Here is a 22,697-nt window from a genome sequence, read left to right as displayed (position 1 = left end):
GCCTCGCCACAATCTTAACATGGGGCAAATGCCCCCTGTATTGCTTAAGATCCGGCTCTATTGCCCTTGTCGTCAGCGCATTTCCTGAACCGGAGTAACTCCGAGAATACCAAGACCTGAAGAAATAACAACGCCTGCTGCCCGAATGAGCGCAATTTTCGCTTGCGACGTTGCCACTTCACCCTCTTGGATAAACCGAAGCGTCACATCATCGTTGCCAAGGTTCCACAAGGCATGCACCTCGGAGGCAATATCAAAGAGGTAAAACGCGATGCGATGCGGTTCATTTGTACGCGCTGCGATTTCGACCATTCGCGGCCATTCCGCGATTTTCTTGGCCAAGGAAATCTCTGACGGATGGATCAGTCCACTAAGATCGGCAGCGATCAAGTCTTTGTCTTCGCAGGAAATTCCCGCCTCGGTCGCCTTGCGCAAAACCGAGTTCACCCGCGCATGTGCGTATTGAACATAGAACACGGGATTATCTTTGCTTTGCTCCTGAACCTTGGCAAAATCAAAATCCAAGGGCGCGTCGTTTTTGCGGGTAAGCATCACAAAACGGGTCACATCGGGGCCAACTTGCTCGACCAGATCGCGCAACATAATGAAGGTCCCTGCCCGTTTGGACATTTTAAACGGTTCGCCATCTTTAAACAGACGGACAAGCTGGGTCAATTTCACGTCAAGAGAGACTTCGCCGCCCGAAAGTGCGGAAACCGCAGCTTTCATGCGTTTCACATAGCCGCCGTGATCCGCGCCGAAGACGTCGATCAACTGGTCAAATCCGCGCTCGATTTTGGTATAGTGATAGGCGATATCTGGGGCAAAATACGTCCATGCGCCATCTGATTTCATAACGGGGCGATCCACGTCATCGCCATGCTCTGTTGACTTAAACAAGGTTTGCTCGCGGGGCTCCCAGTCTTCGGGGAGCTTGCCTTTGGGAGCCTCAAGTGTGCCCGTATAGATCAGGCCTTGCATGCGAAGCGCCTCAATCGCGCCCTCGATTTGGCCCGTGCCATAGAGCGCTTTCTCGCTTGAGAAAACGTCCATCTCGACACCCAGACTTGCAAGGTCTTCGCGGATCAAATGCATCATCGCGTCGATGGAAAAATCGCGCAACATAGGAAGCCACTCGGCCTCTTCCATTTTTGTCAGCTTATCGCCGTAAACTTCGGAAAGTGTCTTGCCGACGGGGATCAAATAATCGCCCGGATAAGTGCCATCCTCAAATGCCACTTCTTGGCCAAGCGCCTCAAGATAGCGTAGGTAAACCGACCGCGCGAGCACATCAACCTGTGCGCCGCCGTCGTTAATGTAATATTCGCGTGTCACGTCATAGCCCGCGTAATCCAGCAAGCTTGACAGCGCATCACCAAAAACCGCACCGCGCGTATGCCCGACGTGCAAGGGGCCAGTCGGATTGGCAGAGACAAACTCGACGTTTACCTTAATGCCCGCGCCCATATCAGAACGACCATAGGTCGCGTCCATTAAGGCCGTTTTGACAATCCCATGCCAAAGGTTCGGAGCCAAACGCAAATTCAAAAAACCGGGACCGGCAACTTCGGCAAGGTCAATGCGCGGATCCGCAGTCAGCTTGAGCGCCAAAGCATCGGCCACATCGCGTGGTTTCATTTTGGCGGGTTTGGCCAAAACCATTGCTGCATTCGTTGCCATATCGCCGTGAGCTGCATCGCGCGGAGGCTCAACTGCGACGTTCGCAAAATCGAGTCCTTCGGGCAAAATCCCCTCGGATGTCATGGCATTAAGGCTCTCGATCACGAGGCCACGAATTTCGGCAAAAAGGTTCATTCTTTGGTTCCTATAGCTATGCTCGCGGTTTAGCATGATCTACGGAACATTCAACCATTCCGATGCGCGTTAATCTTTAAACTCGATCTGTCCCGTCACGATATTATTGGGCTTCACGCCGCCAATCAGACGCTTGTGTTCCTGAATGGCAAAACGATCGGTCATCCCCGAAATATAATCCGCCACGATCCGCGCAAGTTCGGTTTCGCTTTCGCTATCGGCCACATCTTTGCGCCATTGCTTGGGCAGCAAATCTGGGTTTGACATAAAGAGCGGAAATAATTCATCCACCATTTGCGTCACTTTTCCACGCATCTTCACAACCATCGGCGCGCGGTACATCCGCGTAAACAGAAACGCGCGAATTTCTTTTAGGTCTTTCCACACAGGTGCTGAGAATTGGATCATCGAACGCCCTGCGGCACGAATATCTTCGACGGATTGCGGGTTGAGGTCTGCGAGGCGGGCCTTGCTTTCAACCAGCACATCTTCGACCAAAACCCCAAAGAACCGGCGCAGGGCTTCGTGGCGACGACGGTAATAATTCAGGTCTGGATATTTCGCATCAACCCTTGCAAAACAATCGCTTAGAAGCGGGAGCTCAGACAGATCGTCGGTTGAAAACAGTTCCGCACGAAGCCCGTCATGCAAGTCGTGCGAGTTATAGGCGATGTCATCCGCAAGTGCTGCACATTGCGCCTCGGCGCTGGCATAGGTATCCAATTCCAAATCGTGGCGGGCATTATATTCAACCAGCGCATAGGGCAAATTGCCCGTGACCGGACCGTTGTGTTTGGCAATACCCTCAAGAGTTTCCCATGTGAGGTTGAGGCCATCGAATTCGGCATAGTGACGCTCCAAATCAGTCACAATCCGCAAGGCCTGTGCGTTATGGTCAAAGCCACCATAGGGCGCCATCAGCGCCGATAACGCATCCTCGCCCGTATGTCCAAACGGCGTGTGCCCCAGATCATGCGCCAAGGCCACGGCCTCAGTAAGTTCTTGATTAAGCCCAAAACTTCCCGCCAAAGTGCGCGCAACCTGTGCCACCTCAATTGAATGGGTGAGCCGCGTGCGGAAATAATCGCCTTCATGCTCAATAAACACTTGAGTTTTGTGCTTGAGCCGCCGAAAGGCGCTGGCGTGGATGATGCGATCCCGATCCCGTTGAAACGGCGAGCGATGGGCGCTTTCCTCTTCAGGAAACAGGCGTCCCCTACTTCTAGCTGGATCGGAAGCAAATTTTGCGAGCATAATGTTCTGCCTGTTGTCGCTGTGCGTTAGACACCTTATATGTGTTTGGTAACAGAATGGAAACGCGCTAATGATTTTGCCACCCCGAGTGACCCCCCGTGCCTTTGAACGCCTCGCCGAAATCGGTGCTGCGGGTGAAGGAAAAGTTCTGCGTGTGGCCGTCGAAGGCGGCGGATGCAGTGGCTTTCAGTATGAAATCAAACTTGACGAAGCTTTGGATGAGGACTTGGTCCTTGAAAGCGGCGGCGAGAAAGTTGTTGTCGACAGCGTCTCCCTGCCGTTTCTTGCGAATGCTGTGATCGACTTCTCGGAAGAATTGATCGGCGCACGCTTCACCATCGAAAACCCGAATGCCACCGCAAGCTGTGGTTGCGGCACCAGCTTTTCCATGTAAAACCCCTCTGAAAACTGGCGTTAGGGCGAATATGAAAATTGCGACATTTAATATCAATGGCATCAAAGCCCGTATCAACGCCTTGCCCGAGTGGCTTGAGGATGCCAAGCCAGACGTGGTTTTATTGCAAGAAATCAAGACCGTAGACGAGGGTTTTCCATCCGAGATTTTTGAGGACATGGGATATATCGTTGAAGTCCACGGCCAAAAATCCTTTAACGGCGTCGCGATCCTGAGCAAATTCCCTCTTGAGGATGTCACACGCGGCCTTCCCGGCGATGACGCTGACGAGCAAGCCCGCTGGATCGAAGCTACTGTCATGGGCGACACGCCGATCCGCGTGTGCGGATTGTATTTACCCAACGGTAATCCGGTGGAATTGAATGAAGACGGAACACCGGTTGCAGGCGGAAAATTTGCCTATAAACTGGGGTGGATGGAGCGGCTTTATGCCCACGCTCAGGCCCTTTTGGCCGAAGAAATCCCCCTTCTGATGACCGGCGACTACAATATCATTCCCCAAGCCGAAGACGCTGCCAACCCCGCCCAATGGGAAGGCGACGCGGCCTACCGCCCCGAAAGTCTTGCGATTTGGCGTCGAATCCTAAATCTTGGCTTCACCGAAGCTTTCCGCGCCCGCGTGCAAGGCCCTGATCACTATAGTTTCTGGGATTATCAGGCTGGCGCGTGGAACAAAAACAACGGTATTCGCATCGATCATTTCCTGCTGTCGCCGCAATGCGCCGACCTGCTGCTCGATTGCCAAATCGACAGCGAAGTGCGCGGCAAAGAGAAGCCCTCGGACCACGTGCCTGTCTGGGTTGAACTCGCCGCTTAGGTTTTTTTTGTGACGTCGTGGGTGTAAATCCAGTCGAACTTTTTCGCGGCCATCTGGGGTGCGATGTGCGATCCGAGTTTAAGTGCCCCATGTGCCAATGTGCGAAACGGTCCCGGGCGCAAATGATAGTTACGCGCATTTTGACTTGCGGCCTCAATAATTCGCGATACCCTTGAAAAACGAGTATTTTGATAAAGCGCAAACGCCTGATCCGCAGTTTCCGCCGCAATCATCGCATCTGCCAAAACCCACGCATCCTCCAACGCCATAACCGCGCCTTGCGCCAGAAAAGGCAAAGTCGGGTGCGCTGCATCTCCTAGAATTGCCGCGTTGTTTTTGTGCCAGATTGGCGCAACCGGATGCCTGAAAAGCCCCCAAAGTTGAGTGGTCTTAATTTTAGCAAGGAGGGCCTGAACTTCGGGGCGAAACGCAGCGAATGCGGTCCGCAAATTATCCGGATTGTCGGCGTGATTCCAGCCTTCGTCAGCCCAAAGATCTCGCTCTTGAACCGCTACAATATTGGTCATTGACCCATCGCGTAACGGATAGCAAACGAGGTGACATCCGGGGCCCATATAGACCTTAACTGTGGTTTCGTTTCGGGTGTTTTCGGCAGAGGGCACAATCGCACGCCACGCGACTTGGCCCGTAAACCTTGGCGGCGTTTCACCGTTGAGCGCCGCGCGCACTTTAGAGTGCAAGCCATCCGCGCCCAGCAAAATATCACAGGCAATTTCTGTGCCATCTTCCAGCTTCAGACGCGGGGCAACTGCAGAGACATCAACGGCTTCAATGCGTTGTCCTAATTTTACTTCAACACCAGCGGCGCGGGCGGCCTCTTCAAGGAGGCCAATAAGATCGGCGCGATGGACAAAATAATAGGGAAACCCGTCGCCGTTTACGTCCAAATCAAGCGAGAACACAGGACCGCCGCGCCGAAAATCCAAAAGCTCTACGCGGCGTCCCCGTCGCGCTACGTTTCTAAGCGCGTCCCCCATCCCCAAGGCCCGCAAAACTGCAAACCCGTTGGGTGAAATTTGAATTCCTGCCCCGACCTCTTTGATCTCGGACGCTTGTTCATAGATCGTAACCTGCGCCCCACGATGCGCCAGCGCTGTGGCGACGGTTAACCCGCCGATTCCCGCGCCAAGGACGCTAATTTTTTGACCAATGAGCAACATAGAACTGCCTTAACGCAAAACCGCCGCTGTATGAATACGGCGGCGGCTTTAATTATTGGATATTAAGAGCGCTTAATCGTCGCGGTGAACTTTTTCGCGGCGCTCGTGAGATTCTTGTGCCTCAAGGGACAATGTCGCAATTGGGCGCGCTTCAAGACGTTTCAACGAAATTGGCTCGCCAGTGACGGCACAATATCCATACTCTTCTTCGTCAATCCGACGCAGTGCGGCATCAATTTTGGACACCAGCTTGCGCTGACGATCCCGCGTGCGCAACTCAAGCGCGCGGTCGGTTTCTTCCGACGCGCGGTCAGCAACATCAGGAATGTTGCGCGTTCCGTCTGCGAGACCTTCAAGGGTGTCTTTGCTTCCCGCGACAAGTTCGTGTTTCCAATCCAGCAATTTGCGGCGGAAATACTCTGTTTGGCGGTCATTCATGAAGTCTTCGTCCTCAGTGGGACTATAGTCTTCGGAAAAGATTTCAGTGGCTTTCATGCCTGCTCCTCGTACAGTCCTGATACCTTAACTTTGAGTGAGTCGGTTATCAGGCGCCCTCATACTGCGCGTGGTTTATTGCATCCTAAACCGATTGTCACCCCGATTTAGCCCCCCATTGAAGCATTTTCACCATGACGGTAAGCTCAACGGACACTTTACAGATAGGCCACGATAAACCTTATGAAATTCACTGGTACGGACGCTTATGTAGCGACGCAAGATTTGACGGTTGCCGTAAATGCGGCAATTACTTTGGAACGTCCCCTTTTGGTTAAGGGCGAACCTGGAACGGGCAAAACCGAACTCGCGGTTCAAATCAGCAAAGCGCTCAACATGCCGCTGCTGGAATGGCACATCAAATCGACGACGAAGGCGCAACAGGGGCTTTATGAATATGATGCGGTTAGTCGCCTGCGCGATAGCCAGTTGGGCGAAGAACGCGTGCACGATGTGCGCAATTACATCAAAAAGGGCAAGCTTTGGCAGGCTTTTGACTCGCCCGAACGGGTGATTTTGCTGATTGATGAAATCGACAAGGCCGACATCGAGTTCCCGAACGACTTGCTCCAAGAGCTCGATAAAATGGCTTTTAACGTCTATGAAACAGGGGAAACAATCAGCGCGAAACTGCGCCCGATTGTGATCATCACATCCAATAATGAAAAAGAACTCCCAGACGCCTTCTTGCGTCGTTGCTTTTTCCACTACATTCGTTTTCCCGATCTCGACACGCTGAAAGCGATCGTCAAAACGCATTATCCGAACATAAAAGAACAGCTTTTGACCACAGCTTTGACCCAATTTAATGAAATCCGTGACACCCAAGGCCTCAAGAAAAAGCCCTCCACATCCGAGGTATTAGATTGGTTAAAACTATTGCTTGCCGAAGACCTCACCGCAGAAGACCTGAAACGCGATGCGCGGTCGTCCCTTCCGAAACTTCACGGGGCATTGTTGAAGAATGAGCAAGATGTTGCTCTCTTTGAACGCCTCGCCTTTATCGCACGAGGGCAACGATGACCGTCCATATTAGGCCCCTAACACTTGAGGACAAATCTGAGTGGAGTCGCCTTTGGCGCGGGTATCTGTCCTTTTACAAAACCACCCTTCCCGACCACATTTATGATGTATATTTTGAGCGCCTCTTGAGGGATGACCCGCGCGATTTCAACGGGTTGATCGCAGAGATCGACGGCAAGCCTGTTGGCCTAACCCACTATATTTTCCACCGCCACGGATGGAAAGTTGAAGACGTTTGCTATCTGCAAGACCTCTGGGCCGATCCGCATGTGCGCGGCAAAGGCATTGGGCGCGCCCTCATTGAAGCCGTCTATGAAAAAGCCGCTAAGGCGGGAAATCCGTCCGTTTATTGGAATACCGCTCAAGATAATGCCCAAGCCCGTCAGCTTTATGATAGGATTGCAAGTCTGACCCCTTTCCTCAAATATCAGGGACCATAAATGTTTAAAAAAATTGCCTTCCTCCTACTTCTTTCAGCCTGTGCAGCGCCAACGGTCCATGAACCTACCGCCCGCAGAGATTCTCGAACCCAGTTTGACGGCAATACATTTCCCGCGATGAAAACCTTTTCCGGCACCGCTATTCCACGGGCCAATCGCTCCAATAGCCAGATCGCACAAGACTTCCTTGATCTTTCGTTTCGTCTGGAAAGTGGCCGCCGGATCGAAACCCTGTCGCGCTTTGAGGGGCCGATCACCGTCCGCATGAGCGGCAAGCGCCCGCCGGGTGCCGACAACGAATTGGCCCGCCTTTTGGCGCGTATCCAGCGCGAGGCTGGCATTCAGATCACGATGGTTCCCCAAAATAAAACCGCGTCGATCAATATAGAAACCATTTCCCGCAGGACGCTGCAAAAGTACCTGCCTAATGCGGCCTGTTTTGTCGTGCCACGCATTACGAATTGGTCCGATTACAAGCGCAACCGGCGTGGCGCAGTCACCGATTGGACGACCCTAAGATCGCGTCAACACACCGCGATTTTCATCCCAAATGATGTGAGTACACAAGAGTTTCGGGACTGTCTGCACGAAGAACTCGCTCAAGCGCTTGGGCCGCTAAATGATCTCTACCGTCTGCCGGACAGCGTGTTTAACGATGACAATTTCCATACAATCCTTACGGGCTTTGACATGCTCATTCTGCGCACCTATTACGCGCCAGAATTGCGCTCCGGAATGACCAGTAGCGCCGTGCAAGCCGCACTTCCCACGGTTCTCCAACGCCTCAATCCGTCGGGAGGCGCTGTGCGTCCGGCACCTGCCCTTCAAACGCCCGTAGAGTGGAAACGCGCCATCGAGACCGCGCTCTCACCGGGAAATCCAAAACAAAAACGCACACAATCCGCCGCACAAGCCGTTGAAATAGCACAAAAATATGGCTGGACGGATACACGACGCGCCTTTTCCCACTATGTGTATTCCCGTATGCTTTTGTCGACAAATACGGATTATGCCCTCAAACAATTTCTCACAGCACGCCAATATTACATTCAGACGGGCAACACCCAAGCACAGTTAGCGCATATCGGGATGCAATTAGCGGGGTTTGCCTTGATCGATGGCAACGGCAAAGCCGCGCTGCAAATCGCCGACAGCCATCTGGCCGACGCCCGCGCCTCAGAGAACGCAATTTTGCTTTCAACCCTCCTGATGATCAAATCAGAGGCCCTCCTCCTTTTGGGGCGCGACGCAGAGGCACAGACGGTCGCCCTCGACAGCCTTGGCTGGGCACGATATGGGTTTACCGATATAAACGCGATCCGCCGTCGCCAAGCCGAGATTTCAGGATTGGTTTCAACACGGTCCTAGCGCGGTTCAATGCCAGAGTGAGAAATATATGAACACAATTTTTGCCTTGATCGCCGGTGCCCTTGTCGGGGCGCTTTTTGCCCGCCGTCGCGAAGGTGCAACCTTGGATTATGTCCATTACGCAACCGTTTTCGCCCTGATTTTCGGCCTCCTTTCAATCATTATCACGTTGATTTTCGCACGCGCCGTGGGTTGATATGTTCCTGCGCTTTTTCACCGAAATGCGCAGCCAGAATGTCCCCGTGACTCTGCGCGAGTTTCTGGTGTTTTTGCGCGGCCTTCAGGCGGGAATCGCGACCTATGACATCGAAACCTTCTATTATTTCGCGCGCACCGCGATGGTCAAAGACGAACGCCACATTGATCGTTTTGACAAAGCTTTCGCGCTAAGTTTCGACGGCATCGCCGAGATTACGGACGCCCAAGTCCTTGAGGCCGTCGATATTCCGGCTGACTGGCTCGAAAAAATGTCCGAAAAGCACCTCACCGCCGAGGAAAAAGCCGAAATCGAAGGTTTGGGCGGGTTTGATAAGCTGATGGAGACCCTCAAAGAGCGCCTCAAGGAGCAGCAAGAGCGCCACCAAGGTGGCAACAAATGGATCGGTACCGGCGGCACCTCCCCCTTTGGCGCGCATGGCTATAATCCCGAGGGTGTGCGCATTGGGCAATCCGAAAGCCGCCATCAACGTGCGGTCAAGGTGTGGGACAAGCGAGAGTTTCGCGATTTTGACGACAGCGTTGCCCTTGGCACGCGCAATATCAAAGTCGCGCTGAAACGGCTGCGCAACTGGGCGCGCGATGGGGCGAATGAAGAGCTTGATCTTCACGGAACCATCCGCGCCACGGCCCATAATGGATACCTCGATGTGATCACCCGGCCCGAGCGGCACAACGCGATCAAAGTCGTCCTGTTTCTGGACGTCGGCGGTAGTATGGACGCCCATATCAAACTGGTTGAGGAGCTTTTTTCCGCCGCGCGGAGCGAATTCAAGCATCTTGAGCACTACTATTTCCACAACTGCCTCTATCAAGGGGTGTGGCGCGACAATTCCCGCCGCTGGAATGCGCAAATCCCCACGTGGGATATTTTGCGCCGCTATGGATCGGATTACCGCTGTATTTTCGTGGGCGACGCGTCGATGTCCCCCTATGAAATCGCCTATAAGGGTGGCGCAAACGAACATTGGAATGACGAATCTGGGCAAACGTGGCTCGAACGCGCCTGTGAGCAATGGCCAAATCACGTCTGGATCAACCCACTGGACCAGAAATACTGGCCCTATACCCAATCCATCGACATGGTGCGCGATATTTTTGATGACAAAATGGTTCCGATGAGTCTTGATGGGCTCACAAAAGCGATGAAAATCCTGACGTAGGCGAAAAATGTCCGACTATTTTGTCCAAAATTTGGTCTCATTTCTGTAATATTTTACCACATCGACTTATTGCTCGAAGTTCACACAAACCTCCGACCCCAAATCGCATATTCAACTATACACTTGGAAATGCGGCAAAAATTATACCTCCCTCCTCACCGTTGGTATTTCAAGTACGTCAACCCTTCCGAACCGTGCAGAAATGCAGATGAGACCTGCATTCGCGCCTGTGCAACTTTCCGCGCATGTTTGGTGCGGTCTTGCACAGCGCTACCTTGAAAAAAGCACCCTTTTATGATATTTTACTCATTCGGTGCGAGGGCGTTCTATTTCAACCCCCTCACGAAAAAATGACTTAGTTTCCAAAGACTAAGATCATTTTACTGTGAACGAAGCTCCCCTTTTTAAAGCTGCGAGCACCGCATATCTGTCTATCATAGAAACGCGGCAACGATTGCTGAATCAGGATCTTGTCGCATCCAAATGGAGACTATCATGTTTAACAAAATAACTCTTTCCGCTCTCGCTCTTGCAGTAGCCCTTCCTTTCGCTGGTGCTGCCAATGCAGGTAACGATCAACTCGCTAAAATTGCAGGAGTTGAAGCTGGCGTTTATACAACAGCGGAATTGATCCAAATCGACCAAGCACGCAAAACTCAAGACGATGAAAAACTGAATTTTTACCTCTTGGGTGAAAACCGCGTGTCGCGCGCAGACTACACTGGAAATGTAAGCGGTGGCGTCGCTGAATTGGCTGCTATCGAAGGCGTATCCACCAATGGATACTCTGCTTCGACTCTCATTGAGCTTTCTGTAGCCGAAAACGAGAATGATCTGGAAAAAATCGCGTTCATCAAAGCGCGCGCTGCAGGTGAAATCAGTGAGATAGCACCGAATGCTGTGAGCCCTGGCAAACGTCAACTTGCAGCCGTCCTTGGCCTTGACCCTGCGTCCTATACAACTGCGGAATTGATCGAGATTGCCGATTGGTAAGCGACTTGGTTAATACCCCTTTAACGGAAAAAGAGGCGGCGTGGATTACACCCCGCCTCTTTCTAATTCTGCCATCGCACAGCATTTAGACTTGCTCTACGGCCTTGCCAAATCTTGGTAAACGGGCCTTTTTAAAGAGTTTGCGGGTTTCGATATCCGTACCAGACAGACGGCGTGCTTCTGTTGTTATCTCAGCTGCGATATCGTTCATTATCTTGGGATGTGTCGTACAAAACGCCCGCAGAAAATTATCGGGATCAAAGCGGTCCAGCCCTTCTTCGGCCAGAATATTCCCCGGAAAATCTTTGCGATTCATCGTGACAATAGCATCCCCATGCCCTGCGATTGCAGCGGCAAAAACGTGAATGTCGTTGGCATCGGGTAGGTAAAGTCGGCGTTCAAGCCCCTTGGCCTCGGCGATGCAGGAACGCGGGAATTCCGCTTTTAAAACAGTCACTTCCCCACGAGCGATCATTTCGCCAACAGGCCCAAGCCGCGCCGCGGCCCGCGCCCATTCTTCCAAGATACGTTCCGACCAAAGCGGCGTATAAAGCCCTGCACGCGCAGCCCCAATGAGGGCTGCACGCATAACGGTAGGATAGAGGACACAAGCGTCGAGAAGGATCTTAGACATCAAGACGGAAAGTCAGCGCCTTGAGGTATCCACTTTCTGCCAAATGCGGCAAAAGCGGGTGATCGGGGCCTGCGAAATTCGTGCTGACCAATTGCATACGTCGACCAGCGCGGCCGATTCCACGTGCACTTGAGTTGCGGAACTTCTGGAGGTCTGCAGCGTGAGAACACGAACACACAACCAGATAGCCTCCCGGTTTTACCAAGGTTGCCGCAAGACGGGCAATCCGTTCGTAAGCGCGCAAACCTGCTTCGAGCGACTTTTTGGAAGGGGCAAAGGCAGGTGGATCACAGACGACGACGTCAAAGGTTTCGCCCTCTTCGGCCAAAGCGGCCAAGACGTCGAACGCGTCGCCTTTGCGGGTGGTGAATTTATCCTCAAAGCCACTGGCAACAGCCCCTTGGCGGGCGAGTTCGAGCGCGCCTGCGGAGCTATCAACGGCCAGTGCCGATGTCGCGCCGCCAGCCAAGGCCGCGAGGGAAAACCCGCCAACATGCGAGAACATATCAAGGACTTTTGCGCCTTTGCTGAGCTGCTGGGTGAAGGCGTGGTTGGGTCGTTGGTCAAAGAACAATCCGGTTTTCTGGCCGCCCAGAATGTCCGCCATATAGGTGGCACCATTCATCGGCACAGGGATTGGCGCGTCGATTTCACCTGTCATTACAACAAGTTCCTCGGTCAGCCCCTCAAGACTGCGGGCGCGGCCCGTGCCGTTTTTCACAACGGTTGTCACACCGGTGACCTTGATCAAGGCGGCACTCAATGTATCAAAGAGTTCCTCTGCCCATGCGGCATTTGGCTGGATCACCGCGACATCGCCAAAGCGGTCGATCACGATCCCTGGAAGGCCATCTGCTTCGGCGTGCACAAGCCGGTAAAACGGCGTGTCATACAGCCGTTCCCGATGATCAAGCGCACGGCGAAGCTTGGCCTCAAACCATGCCGCGTCAATCGTGGCCTCTGGATCACGGTCCAGAATACGGGCGATGATTTTGGATTTGGTGTTGAGTGTCACAACGCCCATCGGGGCGCGATTTGTGTCTTCGAGAATGGCCAAAGCACCGGATGCCAGCGCTTTTGTGCGGCGGTCTGTCACGAGTTCATTGGCGTAAACCCAAGGGAAGCCGTGGCGGATTGCGCGAGCTTCGGCGTTGGGTTTAAGGCGGATAATGGGATAAGAGGGATGCGTCATGCCCCCTCTTATGCGTAATTTTCAGCTATGGAAAGGGTCTTGCGCCCTTTGTGCTATGCGGCGTCGTCCAAAACGTTCGTAGAGGGGCTCACGGTAAACATTTGACCCGGATTTCCTTCAAGTCGCGTGCTCAACTGGGTCAACTCACGTTGCAAGACACCTGCAATATGGGAGGTAATACGCACTTTTTGCGTCAAACCACGTTGTTCCGCTGCAACGGCCCGCGCGCCACCATAGCCATTTAAGTCGGCCTTGATCACTTTTGAGTCCATCAGAAGCGCGCCCGTTTGAGAATCCCGTACATTCATAACGAATTTGATCGAATGAACACCGCCGACGGAATAGCGCGCCCGCTCGGTCAACGAATGGAACCGAAGGACTTGTATGTCAACGACGACATGGCGCTTGCCGCTAAAGGCTTTCGCGCCGCGTCCCATTCCGGTTGTAAAGATAGAGGCAACTTGATCGTGGCGGTCGCCAAGAACATCACCGCGCCATACAATGTCGGCAAATGGGTAAAAAAGATGCGCCTCGGAGACCTTCAGCGATTCTGGTACAATAACGTTGACAGCATCAACGGAAAACACCGCTGGAGCCATAACAACTGGAAACGCGGGAGTTGTGCCTCGGCTCACTTGTTCGGTGCCAGCACATGCTGAGAGTGTTAGGGCCACGGCAACAACGCATATAGCTTTGATAGATTTCATCTTTCACCTCCGGGCTTCTGCCCTGTTTTCTGCTCACATTAACTTTGGAGGTGAATTGGGGCGACAATGCGCAGGATACAGGGCAATTTCGCGCTCATGATGGGGCTTTATCGTGAAATTCGTAGCCTTAGAAAACCAAAAAGGGTCGCGTTTTCACGCAACCCTCGACGGATCTTGCAGTTTTAGTAGGTCTTACGCGCTTGTTGCGGCGGGCTTTGCTGCACCGCTATGCACAAGACGGCTCACGAAGGCGCCAATGGCTTTGACCATATCGCGTGTTGCTTGTGCGCGAAGGGCGCGTGCGCGTTTTTCAATTTCAAACATGTCGATTTTAGTATTGTTATTGATCACTAGAGCCATGGTAGGCCTCCTACGGATAAGTCGATAATTTCTTACCTTCCATTTAGGCCAACTGGCTTTGCGTGACTACAGATGTTTCGACATGCCCGACTTGCGTTTTTCGAATACCTTAGGAATGCGCGGGTATTGTCAAAATCTGGTGAACAAGTTGAACTCTCTATTGTTAGCGCTAACAGGATGTGCTACCTGCCCCTATCACTTCCCTTTCCTCCTTGGCCCAAAGGATATGACATGACCGTCAACGCTCAACTCCAAGCCGTCACCGACCGTATTATTCAACGCTCCAAATCCAGCCGTGACATTTATCTGTCCCGCATGCGCCTTGCCGCCAGTGAAGGGCCGCGTCGCGCGCACCTCTCCTGTGGTAACCAAGCACACGCCTATGCGGCTATGGGCGATGACAAGGATACACTTGCCGCCGACCGCGCGCCCAACCTTGGGATTGTGACTGCCTATAACGACATGCTCTCGGCGCACCAACCGTTTGAGACCTACCCCAACCAGATCAAGGAAGCCGCGCGATCTGTCGGTGCTACGGCACAAGTTGCAGGCGGCGTTCCGGCCATGTGTGATGGCGTCACCCAAGGCCAAGTCGGCATGGAATTGTCGCTCTTTTCACGTGACGTGATTGCCTTGGCCTCAGGCATTGCCCTCAGCCACAATACGTTTGACGCGGCGGTTTTCCTTGGCGTCTGTGACAAAATCGTTCCTGGAATGGTGATGGCAGCAGCGACCTTTGGCTACCTTCCAACGGTCTTTATCCCCGCTGGCCCCATGAGCAGTGGCCTCCCCAACGACGAAAAATCCGCCGTGCGCAAGAAATTTGCCACCGGAGAAGTGGGCCGCGACGCGCTTATGGCGGCGGAAATGGCCTCCTATCATGGCGCAGGCACCTGTACGTTTTATGGTACCGCGAACTCGAACCAGATGTTGATGGAATTCATGGGCCTTCACCTGCCCGGCGCGTCCTTTGTGCCACCCGAAGGTGATATGCGCGGCGTCCTTACCAATGCCGCCGCCAAACGCGCCCTTGAAATCACCGCCTTGGGGGACGACTACACCCCCGTTTGCGACATCCTAGACGAGCGTGCCTTTGTGAATGGCATCGTTGGCCTGATGGCCACGGGCGGCTCGACCAATCTTGTGCTGCACCTCCCTGCTATGGCGCGCACGGCGGGGATTATCATCGAGTTGCAGGACTTTGAGGATATCTCGGCCATCGTTCCCTTGATGACCAAAGTCTATCCAAACGGCCTCGCCGACGTAAATCATTTCCACGCGGCGGGGGGCCTTGCCTTTGTTATTGGCGAGCTTCTGGCTGCGGGTCTTCTCCACCCCGATGTAAAAACCGTCATGGGCCAAGGCCTTGCGCCCTATGCGCTTGATCCCGTGCTTATTGACGGAATTGTTGAGTGGAAAACGGGCCCCAGCAAGAGCGAAAACGAAAAGATTTTGCGCCCCGCAACCAACCCATTCAACACGGCGGGCGGCTTAAAACGGCTCTCAGGCTCCCTTGGGACTGGCATGATGAAAGTCTCTGCGGTGGAGTCCGCGCGTCAAACCCTCACTGCACCGGCTCGTGTTTTCGCCAGCCAAGACGCCGTAAAAGACGCCTTCAAAGCGGGGGAGTTCACCACCGACACCGTGATCGTCGTGCGCTTTCAAGGGCCCAAGGCCAACGGTATGCCCGAATTGCACGGCCTCACGCCCTGCCTCATGGTGCTGCAGGATCGCGGCCTCAACGTGGCCCTTGTTACCGATGGCCGCATGTCTGGCGCATCGGGCAAGGTTCCGGCCGCCATTCACGTCTCGCCCGAAGCGGCCGTTGGTGGACCACTGGCCAAATTGCGCGATGGCGATATCGTCGAGGTTGACGCGATCAACGGCAAGCTCAACGTCCTTGAGGAAGGGTTTGACGCGCGTCCCGCCGCACAGCCCGATCTGTCGGACAACGGTCATGGCATTGGCCGCGAGTTGTTTTCGGTGTTCCGCGATAACGTTGGCCCCTCAACCGAAGGCGCGGCGGTTGTCGTTTAGTTCGAGACATAATATAAGCCGCCCAGCGGCCCAAAATTCCTTTTAGGAGACCCCCAAAGTGACCCCACAAGACGCTAGCAAACGCGCCACCGAAATCTGCCTTTTGGCGCCTGTCGTCCCCGTTCTCGTTGTCGATAACGTGGCCCACGCGCGCCCCCTCGCCCAAGCTTTGATCGCGGGCGGGCTTCCTGCTCTCGAAGTAACCTTGCGTACGCCTTGCGCTCTTGAGGTCATCCGCGAAATGGCAAAAGTTGCCGGCGGTGTTGTCGGTGCGGGCACCCTGCTCACCCCTCAAGACGTCAAAAACGCCATCGAAGCTGGCGCGACATTTGGTGTGTCGCCTGGCGCGACCGATCTTCTTTTGGATGCCTGTGAAGAGTTGGGCTTGCCGCTCCTGCCCGGAATCGCGACCTCGACCGAGGCCATGCGCCTTTTGGAACGCGGCTATACAACCCAGAAGTTTTTCCCCGCAGAAGCCAATGGCGGCGCAAAAGCTCTGGCCTCAATCGGCGGTCCGATCCCACAGGTAAAATTCTGTCCAACGGGCGGCGTGTCCCTTGCGAATGCGCCCGATTATCTCGGGCTTTCCAACACGCTTTGTGTCGGCGGAAGCTGGGTCGCGCCGAAGAAACTCGTCGAAGCTGGCGATTGGGAGGGCATCGAAGCCCTCGCCCGCGAAGCCGCAGCGCTTTCCCGCTAAGACCCTAAATTCAAAAATCCCGCTACGTATATGTGGCGGGATTTTTACTAGGGCCGAAAATCCTCAATAAAGGCGCGTTGCTCTGCAGTATCTGGCACATCCACACCCCGTGCCTTTGAGACCTGAACAAGTGCTTCCTGCGCCGTCGCACCAAATCGCATCAGCACCCCACATGCCACCATCCCCGAGCGACCAATTCCTGCGCGGCAATGAACTGCCACCGATTTGCCCGCCTCTAAATCGGTGCAAATCAGGCGCAAGATATCAGCGAATTGCTTACCATCCGGCAAGGCAAAATCGGCAATCGGCATATTGCGAAACTCAATTCCTTCTGCGGTACATTGCTCCGCCTCACGGGCCAATCCTAGCTTGTCCGCCTCGATTGCTTCCAAAAGGGAAACAATCGACTGAACGCCTCTTTTTGCCAACACAGAAAATGCCGCACTCACAGCTGGATGTGGCATTATAAAAAACGCTCCTCGCGCAGGAGTCGCGACGGCAAACGCTTCAATCGTTGACACGTTACGTGCGACCAGTACGCCGCCCCGACCAGCCGCCACGGCGTCCTGTGACAGCGGGTTCCAACAAACTCTCCTTGAGAACCGTGAGCATGGGATGCCCCTCTGGACCCTGTTGATATTGCACATTTAGCGCCTCAAGCGCCTCGCGCGTATCCACATCAGCTGGTACACTCAACGCCCAGTCGACAAACACCGAACGGCATTCCGCGTCCGTGATGCCATCCATCGAAAAACAATCTTTAATCAATCCCTTGGGATCAAATCTCGCATCAGTCATCAAGGGGCTCCTTTGGTTGGCCAAACAGGTCTTCAATAACCATTTGGGCGGAATTCGCGGCTTCCGCAAGGCGATTTCTCATGTCATCGAGGCTTTCACACCCTGTTTCCCGCAAAAGAAAATGCACCCCGCCAACTCCGATGTCCTCAACATTCAATGGCCCCTCATTCAAAAGACGCGCCGCCGCTTGCAACTGCCACATCAATTGTCCCGCCTCCATAAGAGTTTGTTTTTGCGCAGGTAATAGATTTCCTGCCTGAATTTGCTCGGCGACGGAAAAGCCGGTAAATCCTGCCATCAAGGCCACTGCTTGCGCACAAAGTTCCACATCTTGCAAACGCCCTTCGCCGATTTTTGCGTCGTTGTCCCCCTGTGGAGTTTTTGCGACAGAAATACGCGCGCGCATTTCGGCAACCTGCGGAATCACCCGATCCGCAGCACCGTTTTGCCCAAGAACTTCCGCCCGAAAAGCTTCAAACTCTGCCGCCAGTGCCTCGTTGCCAGCCACAGGTCGCGCCCGCGTCAGGGCCAAATGCTCCCAAACCCAAGCTTCCTCAAGTTGATAGGACTTGAACGCTGCCCAGTTAGTGGCAACGGGGCCAGCGCGTCCAGAGGGCCGCAACCGCATATCCACTTCATACAAACGCCCCTCCGCCATTGGAGCCGAAAGCGCGGTAACAAAAGCCTGCGTTAAACGGGCGAAATAGGTTCGCACAGCCAATGGCCGCCGCCCGTCACTTTCCTCAACATCTTGCGCGTCATAAATCACGATGAGATCAAGGTCAGAGGCGGCATGAAGCCTGCGCGCGCCAAGGCTGCCCATCCCCAAAACCACGCCCCCACGCCCCGGAACCGTGCCATGTTTGCGCTCAAATTCCACCCCGACGACGGGCCAAACCTCGGCCAAAACTGCCTGCGCCAAATCCGCATATTGCTGGCCTGCCTCGTTTGCCGAAATCAATCCACGCAGATGGTGGACACCGATCCTGAAATGCCATTCCTTCATCCAGCGGCGCACCGCGTCCAACTGGCTTTCATAGTCGGAATAGCCCGCGAGCAAGACGGAAAGGTCGCCTTGAAGCGTTTCTAAACCCGGCCAAGCATCAAAGAAACTGCCGCCAATAACCGCATCAAAAACCTGTGCATTGCTGGCCAGATACTTGGCCAAATTCGGGGCAATGCTCGAGATATCAAGAATAAGGTCAATAAGTTGTGGATTGGCCTCAAAGAGCGAGAATAGCTGCACCCCTGCAGGCAATCCCGCTAAAAACCCATCGAATTGCCTCAAGGTTTGCTCAGGATACGCCGAGGCCATCACGCGCGACAGTATCTCGGGCTTCAAGCGTTCAAATATATGCACCGCGCGCGAGGACCGTAACGCGGGATAACTCGGCCACCCTGCCATCACATTCTTCATCTCGGCGCTCACTTCGGGGGCCGCGCGGGCTTGCGTGGGCGCAAAGAAACTCTCGGTCAGGTCATGGACCTCTTCCAACCGCTCGCGAATTTCGCGTTTCAAAACAGAGACATCGCCCTGCCCCATGAAATTTGCCAACCGTTGAAACCCTTTCTCGGTCTTTGGGAGGGTGTGGGTTTGGGCGTCGGAAATCATTTGCAAACGGTGTTCAACTTCGCGATGGGCCTTATAATGTGTGGCCAAAATCTTGGCCGTCTCTGACGGAATCCAATCCTTTTTTGCCAACTCCCCGAGCATCGCAACCGTGCCCCGCCCGCGCAATTCACGATCACGCCCCCCTGCGATCAACTGGCGGGTTTGGGTGAAAAACTCGATTTCGCGAATACCCCCGCGACCCAATTTCATATTATGTTCCGGTAGGGTAATCGCGCCCGTAAACCCGTTATGCGCGCGAATTTTTAGGCGAATATCATGAGCGTCTTGGATCGCGGCAAAATCCAGATGCTTTCGCCAAACGAAAGGGACCAGTCGTTCCAGATAGGCCTCGCCCGCATCAATATCCCCCGCTGCAGGGCGCGCTTTGATATGGGCCGCGCGCTCCCACGTACGCCCCATGCTCTCGTAATAACGCTCGGCGGGGTCCATCGCCATACACACGGGCGTCGAACTCGGATCAGGCCGCAACCGCAGATCAGTGCGAAACACATATCCGTCGCCCGTGACCTCTGAAAGCAGCGTTGCCATCCGGCGAGTCGCGCGAATAAGGCTGGTGCGAGCATCAAAATAGGAGTCATCTTCGTATTGGCTTTCGTCGAACAGGCAAATGAGGTCGATATCGGAGGAGTAATTCAACTCGCCCGCGCCCATTTTCCCCATCGCGAGCGCAACCATGCCGCCCGTAACTTCCTCGGAATCGCGCGCAAATCCGGGGAGTTTTCCGCGCCGCGCTTCTTGGGTAACTGTCGTGCGGATCGCGCGGTCGACGGCGGTATCGGCCAAATCCGTGAGGGCCTGTGTGACCTGCGCCAAATCCCAAACGCCGGCCAAATCCGCAAGCCCCGCCAACAGCGCAATACGGCGTTTCCCGCGGCGCAATCCAGCGGCCATTTCATCGGGCGCAAGGGCTTTCAAGTCGTCCAAAGCCAGTGCCAAAGCCTCCTCTGGCGCACCATTGAGCGCGGGCGAAATCCACTCGGCTTCGCGGCACATTAAGCTAAACAAATAAGGCGAACACCCCGCCGCCCCTGCGATCAAATCCCCAAGGGGCCCCGTCACATCTGGCAAGGCCGCGCGCGCGTCAATTCCGCGATCAGGGTCAAAAGGAATCGGCGCGCGGGTCATACGATTTTGAAATGTCATTTTTTGATCGTGCGGGGGAAAGGCGGGAGGGTCAATAAGCCTTGTGGACCCTGAAGAGATTTGAGGCATACCCCGATCAGCAAAAGTTTAAAACCTGTCCGAGCGGCCCTCTAAACCGCCGGCCTGAAAGTCAAAATTCTAGAAGTGAGCGAAGGCACGCGCACCGCGCATGCCGCAGCAAATGCAGCGAGTTGTGAGGTAGAACAAATCGCCAAATCGATCATTTTCCGGAATGAGCAAGACGGCTCAGCGGTGCTTTTCATCACGGCGGGCGGCAAGAAAATCTGTACGATTAAGGCCAGTGCCCTCGTCGGGGCACCGTTGGGAAAAGCGGACGCAAAACTCATTCGCGCCCAAACAGGGTTCGCGATTGGCGGCGTCTCTCCGATTGGGCACCTTTCCCAACCACGTGCGTTTTTTGATCCCCGTCTCCTAGAATGTAGTTTGACACCGTAACCTGCAGTAAGCGGGAACAAGTGGGATGATGCTGTGACAGGCCTTATTTAAAGGGCCCGGCGAAAAGTTGTGCAACCAAAATTGGCATTACATTGAGCCTATCATTCGAGTGTCAAAATGGCGGTTTAAGCCCGTATTGGCGAAATCAAAGAATAGCTGCAAACCCCACAGTTACGCTCAAAGGGCGCTAATTATGGGGTTCACGGGGCTTCAGGCGCCCGTTTGACCGGCAATTTAAGTTGATAAAACCTTCTGAACTGGAAAGAAATTTTGGACTTATTGTGGCACAAATCAAGGGGATCAACTCTGTCGGCGGGAACCGGACTTTCGCTGCGATTAGAGAATTTTGATCGACAGAGCGCCAAAAGAGAACTTCGCCGCTCGACCATACAGAGCTAACTTGAAACCGCCACGACGGATGGATTGCGGGCCTTTGCTGCAATTCCGACGAATACCGGCCAGAAGCGCCCTTCCGAACTCCCCAGTATGGTGAACAGGTAAGGACGTTCCTAACTGGGAGCAACCTGTTGGAAAGGCTGAAAAGTTTCAGAAGACCCACGCCCTTTCTATCCCATAGCACTGCTCCTAGTTTACCCACAAAGGGAGCTGATGCATGTTCAAAGCCCAAGACGCCTTTAGAAGAGCTCAAATTCTGATCGCCATTAACTTCGACGCGAGCAACTTTAGTTTTGGGACAAAGATCTTGAAGCTATCCCACCGGAAATCAATACCCTTACAAACTTGACTGAGCTTGATCTCAACGCCACCGAAATCACTTCCGCAGAGCCTCTTTTTTCCCTCTTAAGCTTGACCAAGCTGGATCTTCGCGGCTCGCGTATCAGCGACCTGCGCACGATCAAAGATTTGAGAGTACAGGGAAACAGCTTACTTGATAATGGCCTACTTTTCGCAAATTGCGCAGCAGCAAACCTCGACCACAAACTCTAAGCTTTTCTGAAATTGTCGCTACGAGCGAGCGTACAAATAAACCCTCGACTACCTGAATTCGCTCACTGAATGGCCGCAATCTAAGACTATTCCAGATGAACGACCAAACGCCCCTACCTATTTATTGCCCGATGACGGCCCCATCGGCGCAAACGGCAAACCTCTTGGCCCGAACGACCGAGAACCGCGAGCTCTGCAGGAAAAATGTCGCCAAAAAGTCCGCGCTCTCATGGCATCGGTCCGCGACGGCGATAACGAACGAGCCTCCCTTGTCGAAACTGCCTCAAAATTTCGCAATTTGATCGACCAAAAATCGCCAGATATCCTCGTTAGTTCCCTTTGGTCCGCAGCAAACACCCTTAGGTCACGGCATGAAGCGCATGGAAGCGCTGTTAACAAAGGTCGACTAAATGACGAACTCCCGACCATCACTGCTGCTGGTCTGAAAGACTGCTTGAACCCCATGGAATATTCTTTTTAAGCCATCTAGGAGCCTCAGAGGTTGAGCGGAAAATGCGTGAATGCCTAAACGGGCCACGCGACCTAGAAGCGCAAAAAGTCGGTGATAAGATTGCCGATACACAAACAAGCGCGACAACAGTTCTAATAACCGAAGTTGCAGTTCCGTTATCACTAAAGGGTGAAGGACCCTCTGCACAGATCGCCGAGGTGTCCTTACAGAACCGCATCCAAAATATGATTAGTGCGATTGCTCGGAAGGTCTGGGCGATTTCATCGTCGAAGGTTGTAGTCGCCGTTAATGCGGTGATCAGTGCCGACGTCATTAGTTGGATCGCTGGCAACGAACTGTTGATCGTCAAGTTCTACGAAACCGTCACACCTCAATACCCCTATTGGTTCGACGCCATTAAGCAAATAATCACAAAAACGCTCATGTAACTCGACAGG

The 22,697-nt window shown here is 53.8% G+C and carries 23 protein-coding genes and 1 pseudogene; 13 read left to right on the top strand and 11 right to left on the bottom strand.

What is annotated here, in order from left to right:
- Positions 1-72: 72 nt before the first annotated feature.
- Both argS and AB9F29_RS14265 read right to left on the bottom strand, forming a co-directional pair.
- Positions 73-1,815 carry an arginine--tRNA ligase gene (argS, locus tag AB9F29_RS14270; protein ID WP_369756167.1) on the bottom strand — a complete coding sequence of 581 codons (1,743 nt, stop codon included), beginning with the start codon at positions 1,813-1,815 and terminating at the stop codon, positions 73-75.
- Between the two features lie 69 nt (positions 1,816-1,884).
- Positions 1,885-3,069, bottom strand: a complete 1,185-nt coding sequence (locus tag AB9F29_RS14265) for a deoxyguanosinetriphosphate triphosphohydrolase (RefSeq protein WP_369756166.1) — start codon at positions 3,067-3,069, stop codon at positions 1,885-1,887.
- 70 nt (positions 3,070-3,139) lie between these two features.
- Here AB9F29_RS14265 and AB9F29_RS14260 point away from each other — a divergent pair, with 70 nt between their 5' ends.
- Both AB9F29_RS14260 and xth read left to right on the top strand, forming a co-directional pair.
- On the top strand, positions 3,140-3,463 hold the full coding sequence (locus AB9F29_RS14260; protein WP_039002200.1) for an iron-sulfur cluster assembly accessory protein: 324 nt from the start codon (positions 3,140-3,142) through the stop codon (positions 3,461-3,463).
- 31 nt (positions 3,464-3,494) lie between these two features.
- A complete protein-coding gene (gene xth / locus AB9F29_RS14255) occupies positions 3,495-4,301 on the top strand; it encodes an exodeoxyribonuclease III (RefSeq protein WP_369756165.1) in 807 nt (268 codons plus the stop codon).
- On the opposite strand, the gene AB9F29_RS14250 is transcribed toward xth, so the two are convergent.
- Together AB9F29_RS14250 and dksA are read right to left on the bottom strand one after the other, a co-directional pair.
- Positions 4,298-5,482 carry an FAD-dependent monooxygenase gene (locus AB9F29_RS14250; RefSeq protein ID WP_369756164.1) on the bottom strand — a complete coding sequence of 395 codons (1,185 nt, stop codon included), beginning with the start codon at positions 5,480-5,482 and terminating at the stop codon, positions 4,298-4,300. The two genes, xth and AB9F29_RS14250, sit on opposite strands and share 4 nt — an antisense overlap.
- Positions 5,483-5,554: 72 nt before the next feature.
- Positions 5,555-5,977 carry an RNA polymerase-binding protein DksA gene (dksA, locus tag AB9F29_RS14245; RefSeq protein WP_039002196.1) on the bottom strand — a complete coding sequence of 141 codons (423 nt, stop codon included), beginning with the start codon at positions 5,975-5,977 and terminating at the stop codon, positions 5,555-5,557.
- 183 nt (positions 5,978-6,160) lie between these two features.
- On the opposite strand from dksA, the gene AB9F29_RS14240 reads away from it, so the two are divergent.
- The 6 genes from AB9F29_RS14240 to AB9F29_RS14215 all read left to right on the top strand — a co-directional run bounded on the left by AB9F29_RS14240 (position 6,161) and on the right by AB9F29_RS14215 (position 11,180).
- Positions 6,161-7,000, top strand: a complete 840-nt coding sequence (locus tag AB9F29_RS14240) for an AAA family ATPase (RefSeq protein ID WP_369756163.1) — start codon at positions 6,161-6,163, stop codon at positions 6,998-7,000.
- On the top strand, positions 6,997-7,440 hold the full coding sequence (locus tag AB9F29_RS14235; protein WP_369756162.1) for an N-acetyltransferase family protein: 444 nt from the start codon (positions 6,997-6,999) through the stop codon (positions 7,438-7,440). Before AB9F29_RS14240 ends, AB9F29_RS14235 begins: the two co-directional genes overlap by 4 nt.
- A complete protein-coding gene (locus AB9F29_RS14230) occupies positions 7,441-8,808 on the top strand; it encodes a DUF2927 domain-containing protein (RefSeq protein ID WP_369756161.1) in 1,368 nt (455 codons plus the stop codon).
- Positions 8,809-8,836: 28 nt separating this feature from the next.
- Positions 8,837-9,004 (top strand): hypothetical protein, encoded by a 168-nt coding sequence (locus AB9F29_RS14225; RefSeq protein ID WP_369756160.1) that lies wholly within the window; start codon positions 8,837-8,839, stop codon positions 9,002-9,004.
- A gap of 1 nt (position 9,005) precedes the next feature.
- Positions 9,006-10,187, top strand: coding sequence for a VWA domain-containing protein (locus AB9F29_RS14220; RefSeq protein WP_369756159.1), 1,182 nt, complete (start codon positions 9,006-9,008; stop codon positions 10,185-10,187).
- 495 nt (positions 10,188-10,682) lie between these two features.
- Entirely contained in the window at positions 10,683-11,180 is a 498-nt protein-coding gene (locus AB9F29_RS14215; protein ID WP_335584860.1) for a hypothetical protein, read from the top strand.
- A gap of 85 nt (positions 11,181-11,265) precedes the next feature.
- On the opposite strand, the gene AB9F29_RS14210 is transcribed toward AB9F29_RS14215, so the two are convergent.
- The 4 genes from AB9F29_RS14210 to AB9F29_RS14195 all read right to left on the bottom strand — a co-directional run bounded on the left by AB9F29_RS14210 (position 11,266) and on the right by AB9F29_RS14195 (position 14,073).
- A complete protein-coding gene (locus AB9F29_RS14210) occupies positions 11,266-11,814 on the bottom strand; it encodes an RSP_2648 family PIN domain-containing protein (protein WP_369756158.1) in 549 nt (182 codons plus the stop codon).
- Entirely contained in the window at positions 11,807-13,006 is a 1,200-nt protein-coding gene (locus tag AB9F29_RS14205; protein WP_335584858.1) for an RSP_2647 family RNA methyltransferase, read from the bottom strand. The genes AB9F29_RS14210 and AB9F29_RS14205 overlap by 8 nt, the downstream gene beginning before the upstream one ends.
- A gap of 53 nt (positions 13,007-13,059) precedes the next feature.
- Entirely contained in the window at positions 13,060-13,713 is a 654-nt protein-coding gene (locus tag AB9F29_RS14200; RefSeq protein ID WP_369756157.1) for a DUF6778 family protein, read from the bottom strand.
- A 192-nt stretch (positions 13,714-13,905) separates the two neighbouring features.
- Complete coding sequence (locus AB9F29_RS14195) at positions 13,906-14,073, bottom strand: RSP_7527 family protein (RefSeq protein WP_369756156.1); 168 nt, start codon at positions 14,071-14,073, stop codon at positions 13,906-13,908.
- A 231-nt stretch (positions 14,074-14,304) separates the two neighbouring features.
- On the opposite strand from AB9F29_RS14195, the gene edd reads away from it, so the two are divergent.
- Both edd and eda read left to right on the top strand, forming a co-directional pair.
- Entirely contained in the window at positions 14,305-16,110 is a 1,806-nt protein-coding gene (edd, locus tag AB9F29_RS14190; protein WP_369756155.1) for a phosphogluconate dehydratase, read from the top strand.
- A 58-nt stretch (positions 16,111-16,168) separates the two neighbouring features.
- A complete protein-coding gene (gene eda / locus AB9F29_RS14185; protein ID WP_335584854.1) occupies positions 16,169-16,810 on the top strand; it encodes a bifunctional 4-hydroxy-2-oxoglutarate aldolase/2-dehydro-3-deoxy-phosphogluconate aldolase in 642 nt (213 codons plus the stop codon).
- A 47-nt stretch (positions 16,811-16,857) separates the two neighbouring features.
- Here eda and AB9F29_RS14180 read toward each other — a convergent pair whose 3' ends face one another.
- Genes AB9F29_RS14180 through AB9F29_RS14170 form a run of 3 tightly spaced genes read right to left on the bottom strand, consistent with a single transcriptional unit; the run spans position 16,858 to position 20,384 of the window.
- The gene (locus AB9F29_RS14180) at positions 16,858-17,274 is read right to left on the bottom strand and encodes a dual specificity protein phosphatase family protein (RefSeq protein WP_369756154.1); all 417 of its coding nucleotides are present in this window, start codon (positions 17,272-17,274) and stop codon (positions 16,858-16,860) included.
- A 58-nt stretch (positions 17,275-17,332) separates the two neighbouring features.
- Positions 17,333-17,608, bottom strand: a complete 276-nt coding sequence (locus AB9F29_RS14175; RefSeq protein ID WP_039002185.1) for a hypothetical protein — start codon at positions 17,606-17,608, stop codon at positions 17,333-17,335.
- Positions 17,601-20,384, bottom strand: a complete 2,784-nt coding sequence (locus tag AB9F29_RS14170) for a glutamine-synthetase adenylyltransferase (RefSeq protein ID WP_369756153.1) — start codon at positions 20,382-20,384, stop codon at positions 17,601-17,603. Before AB9F29_RS14170 ends, AB9F29_RS14175 begins: the two co-directional genes overlap by 8 nt.
- 123 nt (positions 20,385-20,507) lie before the next feature.
- On the opposite strand from AB9F29_RS14170, the pseudogene AB9F29_RS14165 reads away from it, so the two are divergent.
- The 3 genes and pseudogenes from AB9F29_RS14165 to AB9F29_RS14155 all read left to right on the top strand — a co-directional run.
- Positions 20,508-20,822 (top strand): annotated as a pseudogene (locus tag AB9F29_RS14165) (YbaK/EbsC family protein); the annotation flags it as partial.
- A gap of 759 nt (positions 20,823-21,581) precedes the next feature.
- On the top strand, positions 21,582-21,788 hold the full coding sequence (locus AB9F29_RS14160; RefSeq protein ID WP_369756152.1) for a hypothetical protein: 207 nt from the start codon (positions 21,582-21,584) through the stop codon (positions 21,786-21,788).
- 513 nt (positions 21,789-22,301) lie between these two features.
- Positions 22,302-22,688: a hypothetical protein gene (locus AB9F29_RS14155; protein WP_369756151.1), complete on the top strand. Its 387-nt coding sequence runs from the start codon at positions 22,302-22,304 to the stop codon at positions 22,686-22,688.
- Positions 22,689-22,697 lie beyond the last annotated feature (9 nt).

It is taken from the genome of Falsihalocynthiibacter sp. S25ZX9 (genome assembly GCF_041205405.1).
Lineage (GTDB): Bacteria > Pseudomonadota > Alphaproteobacteria > Rhodobacterales > Rhodobacteraceae > Falsihalocynthiibacter > Falsihalocynthiibacter arcticus.
Note: the sequence above shows the minus strand (reverse complement) of the source record. Positions and strands in the feature narration are given on the sequence as shown.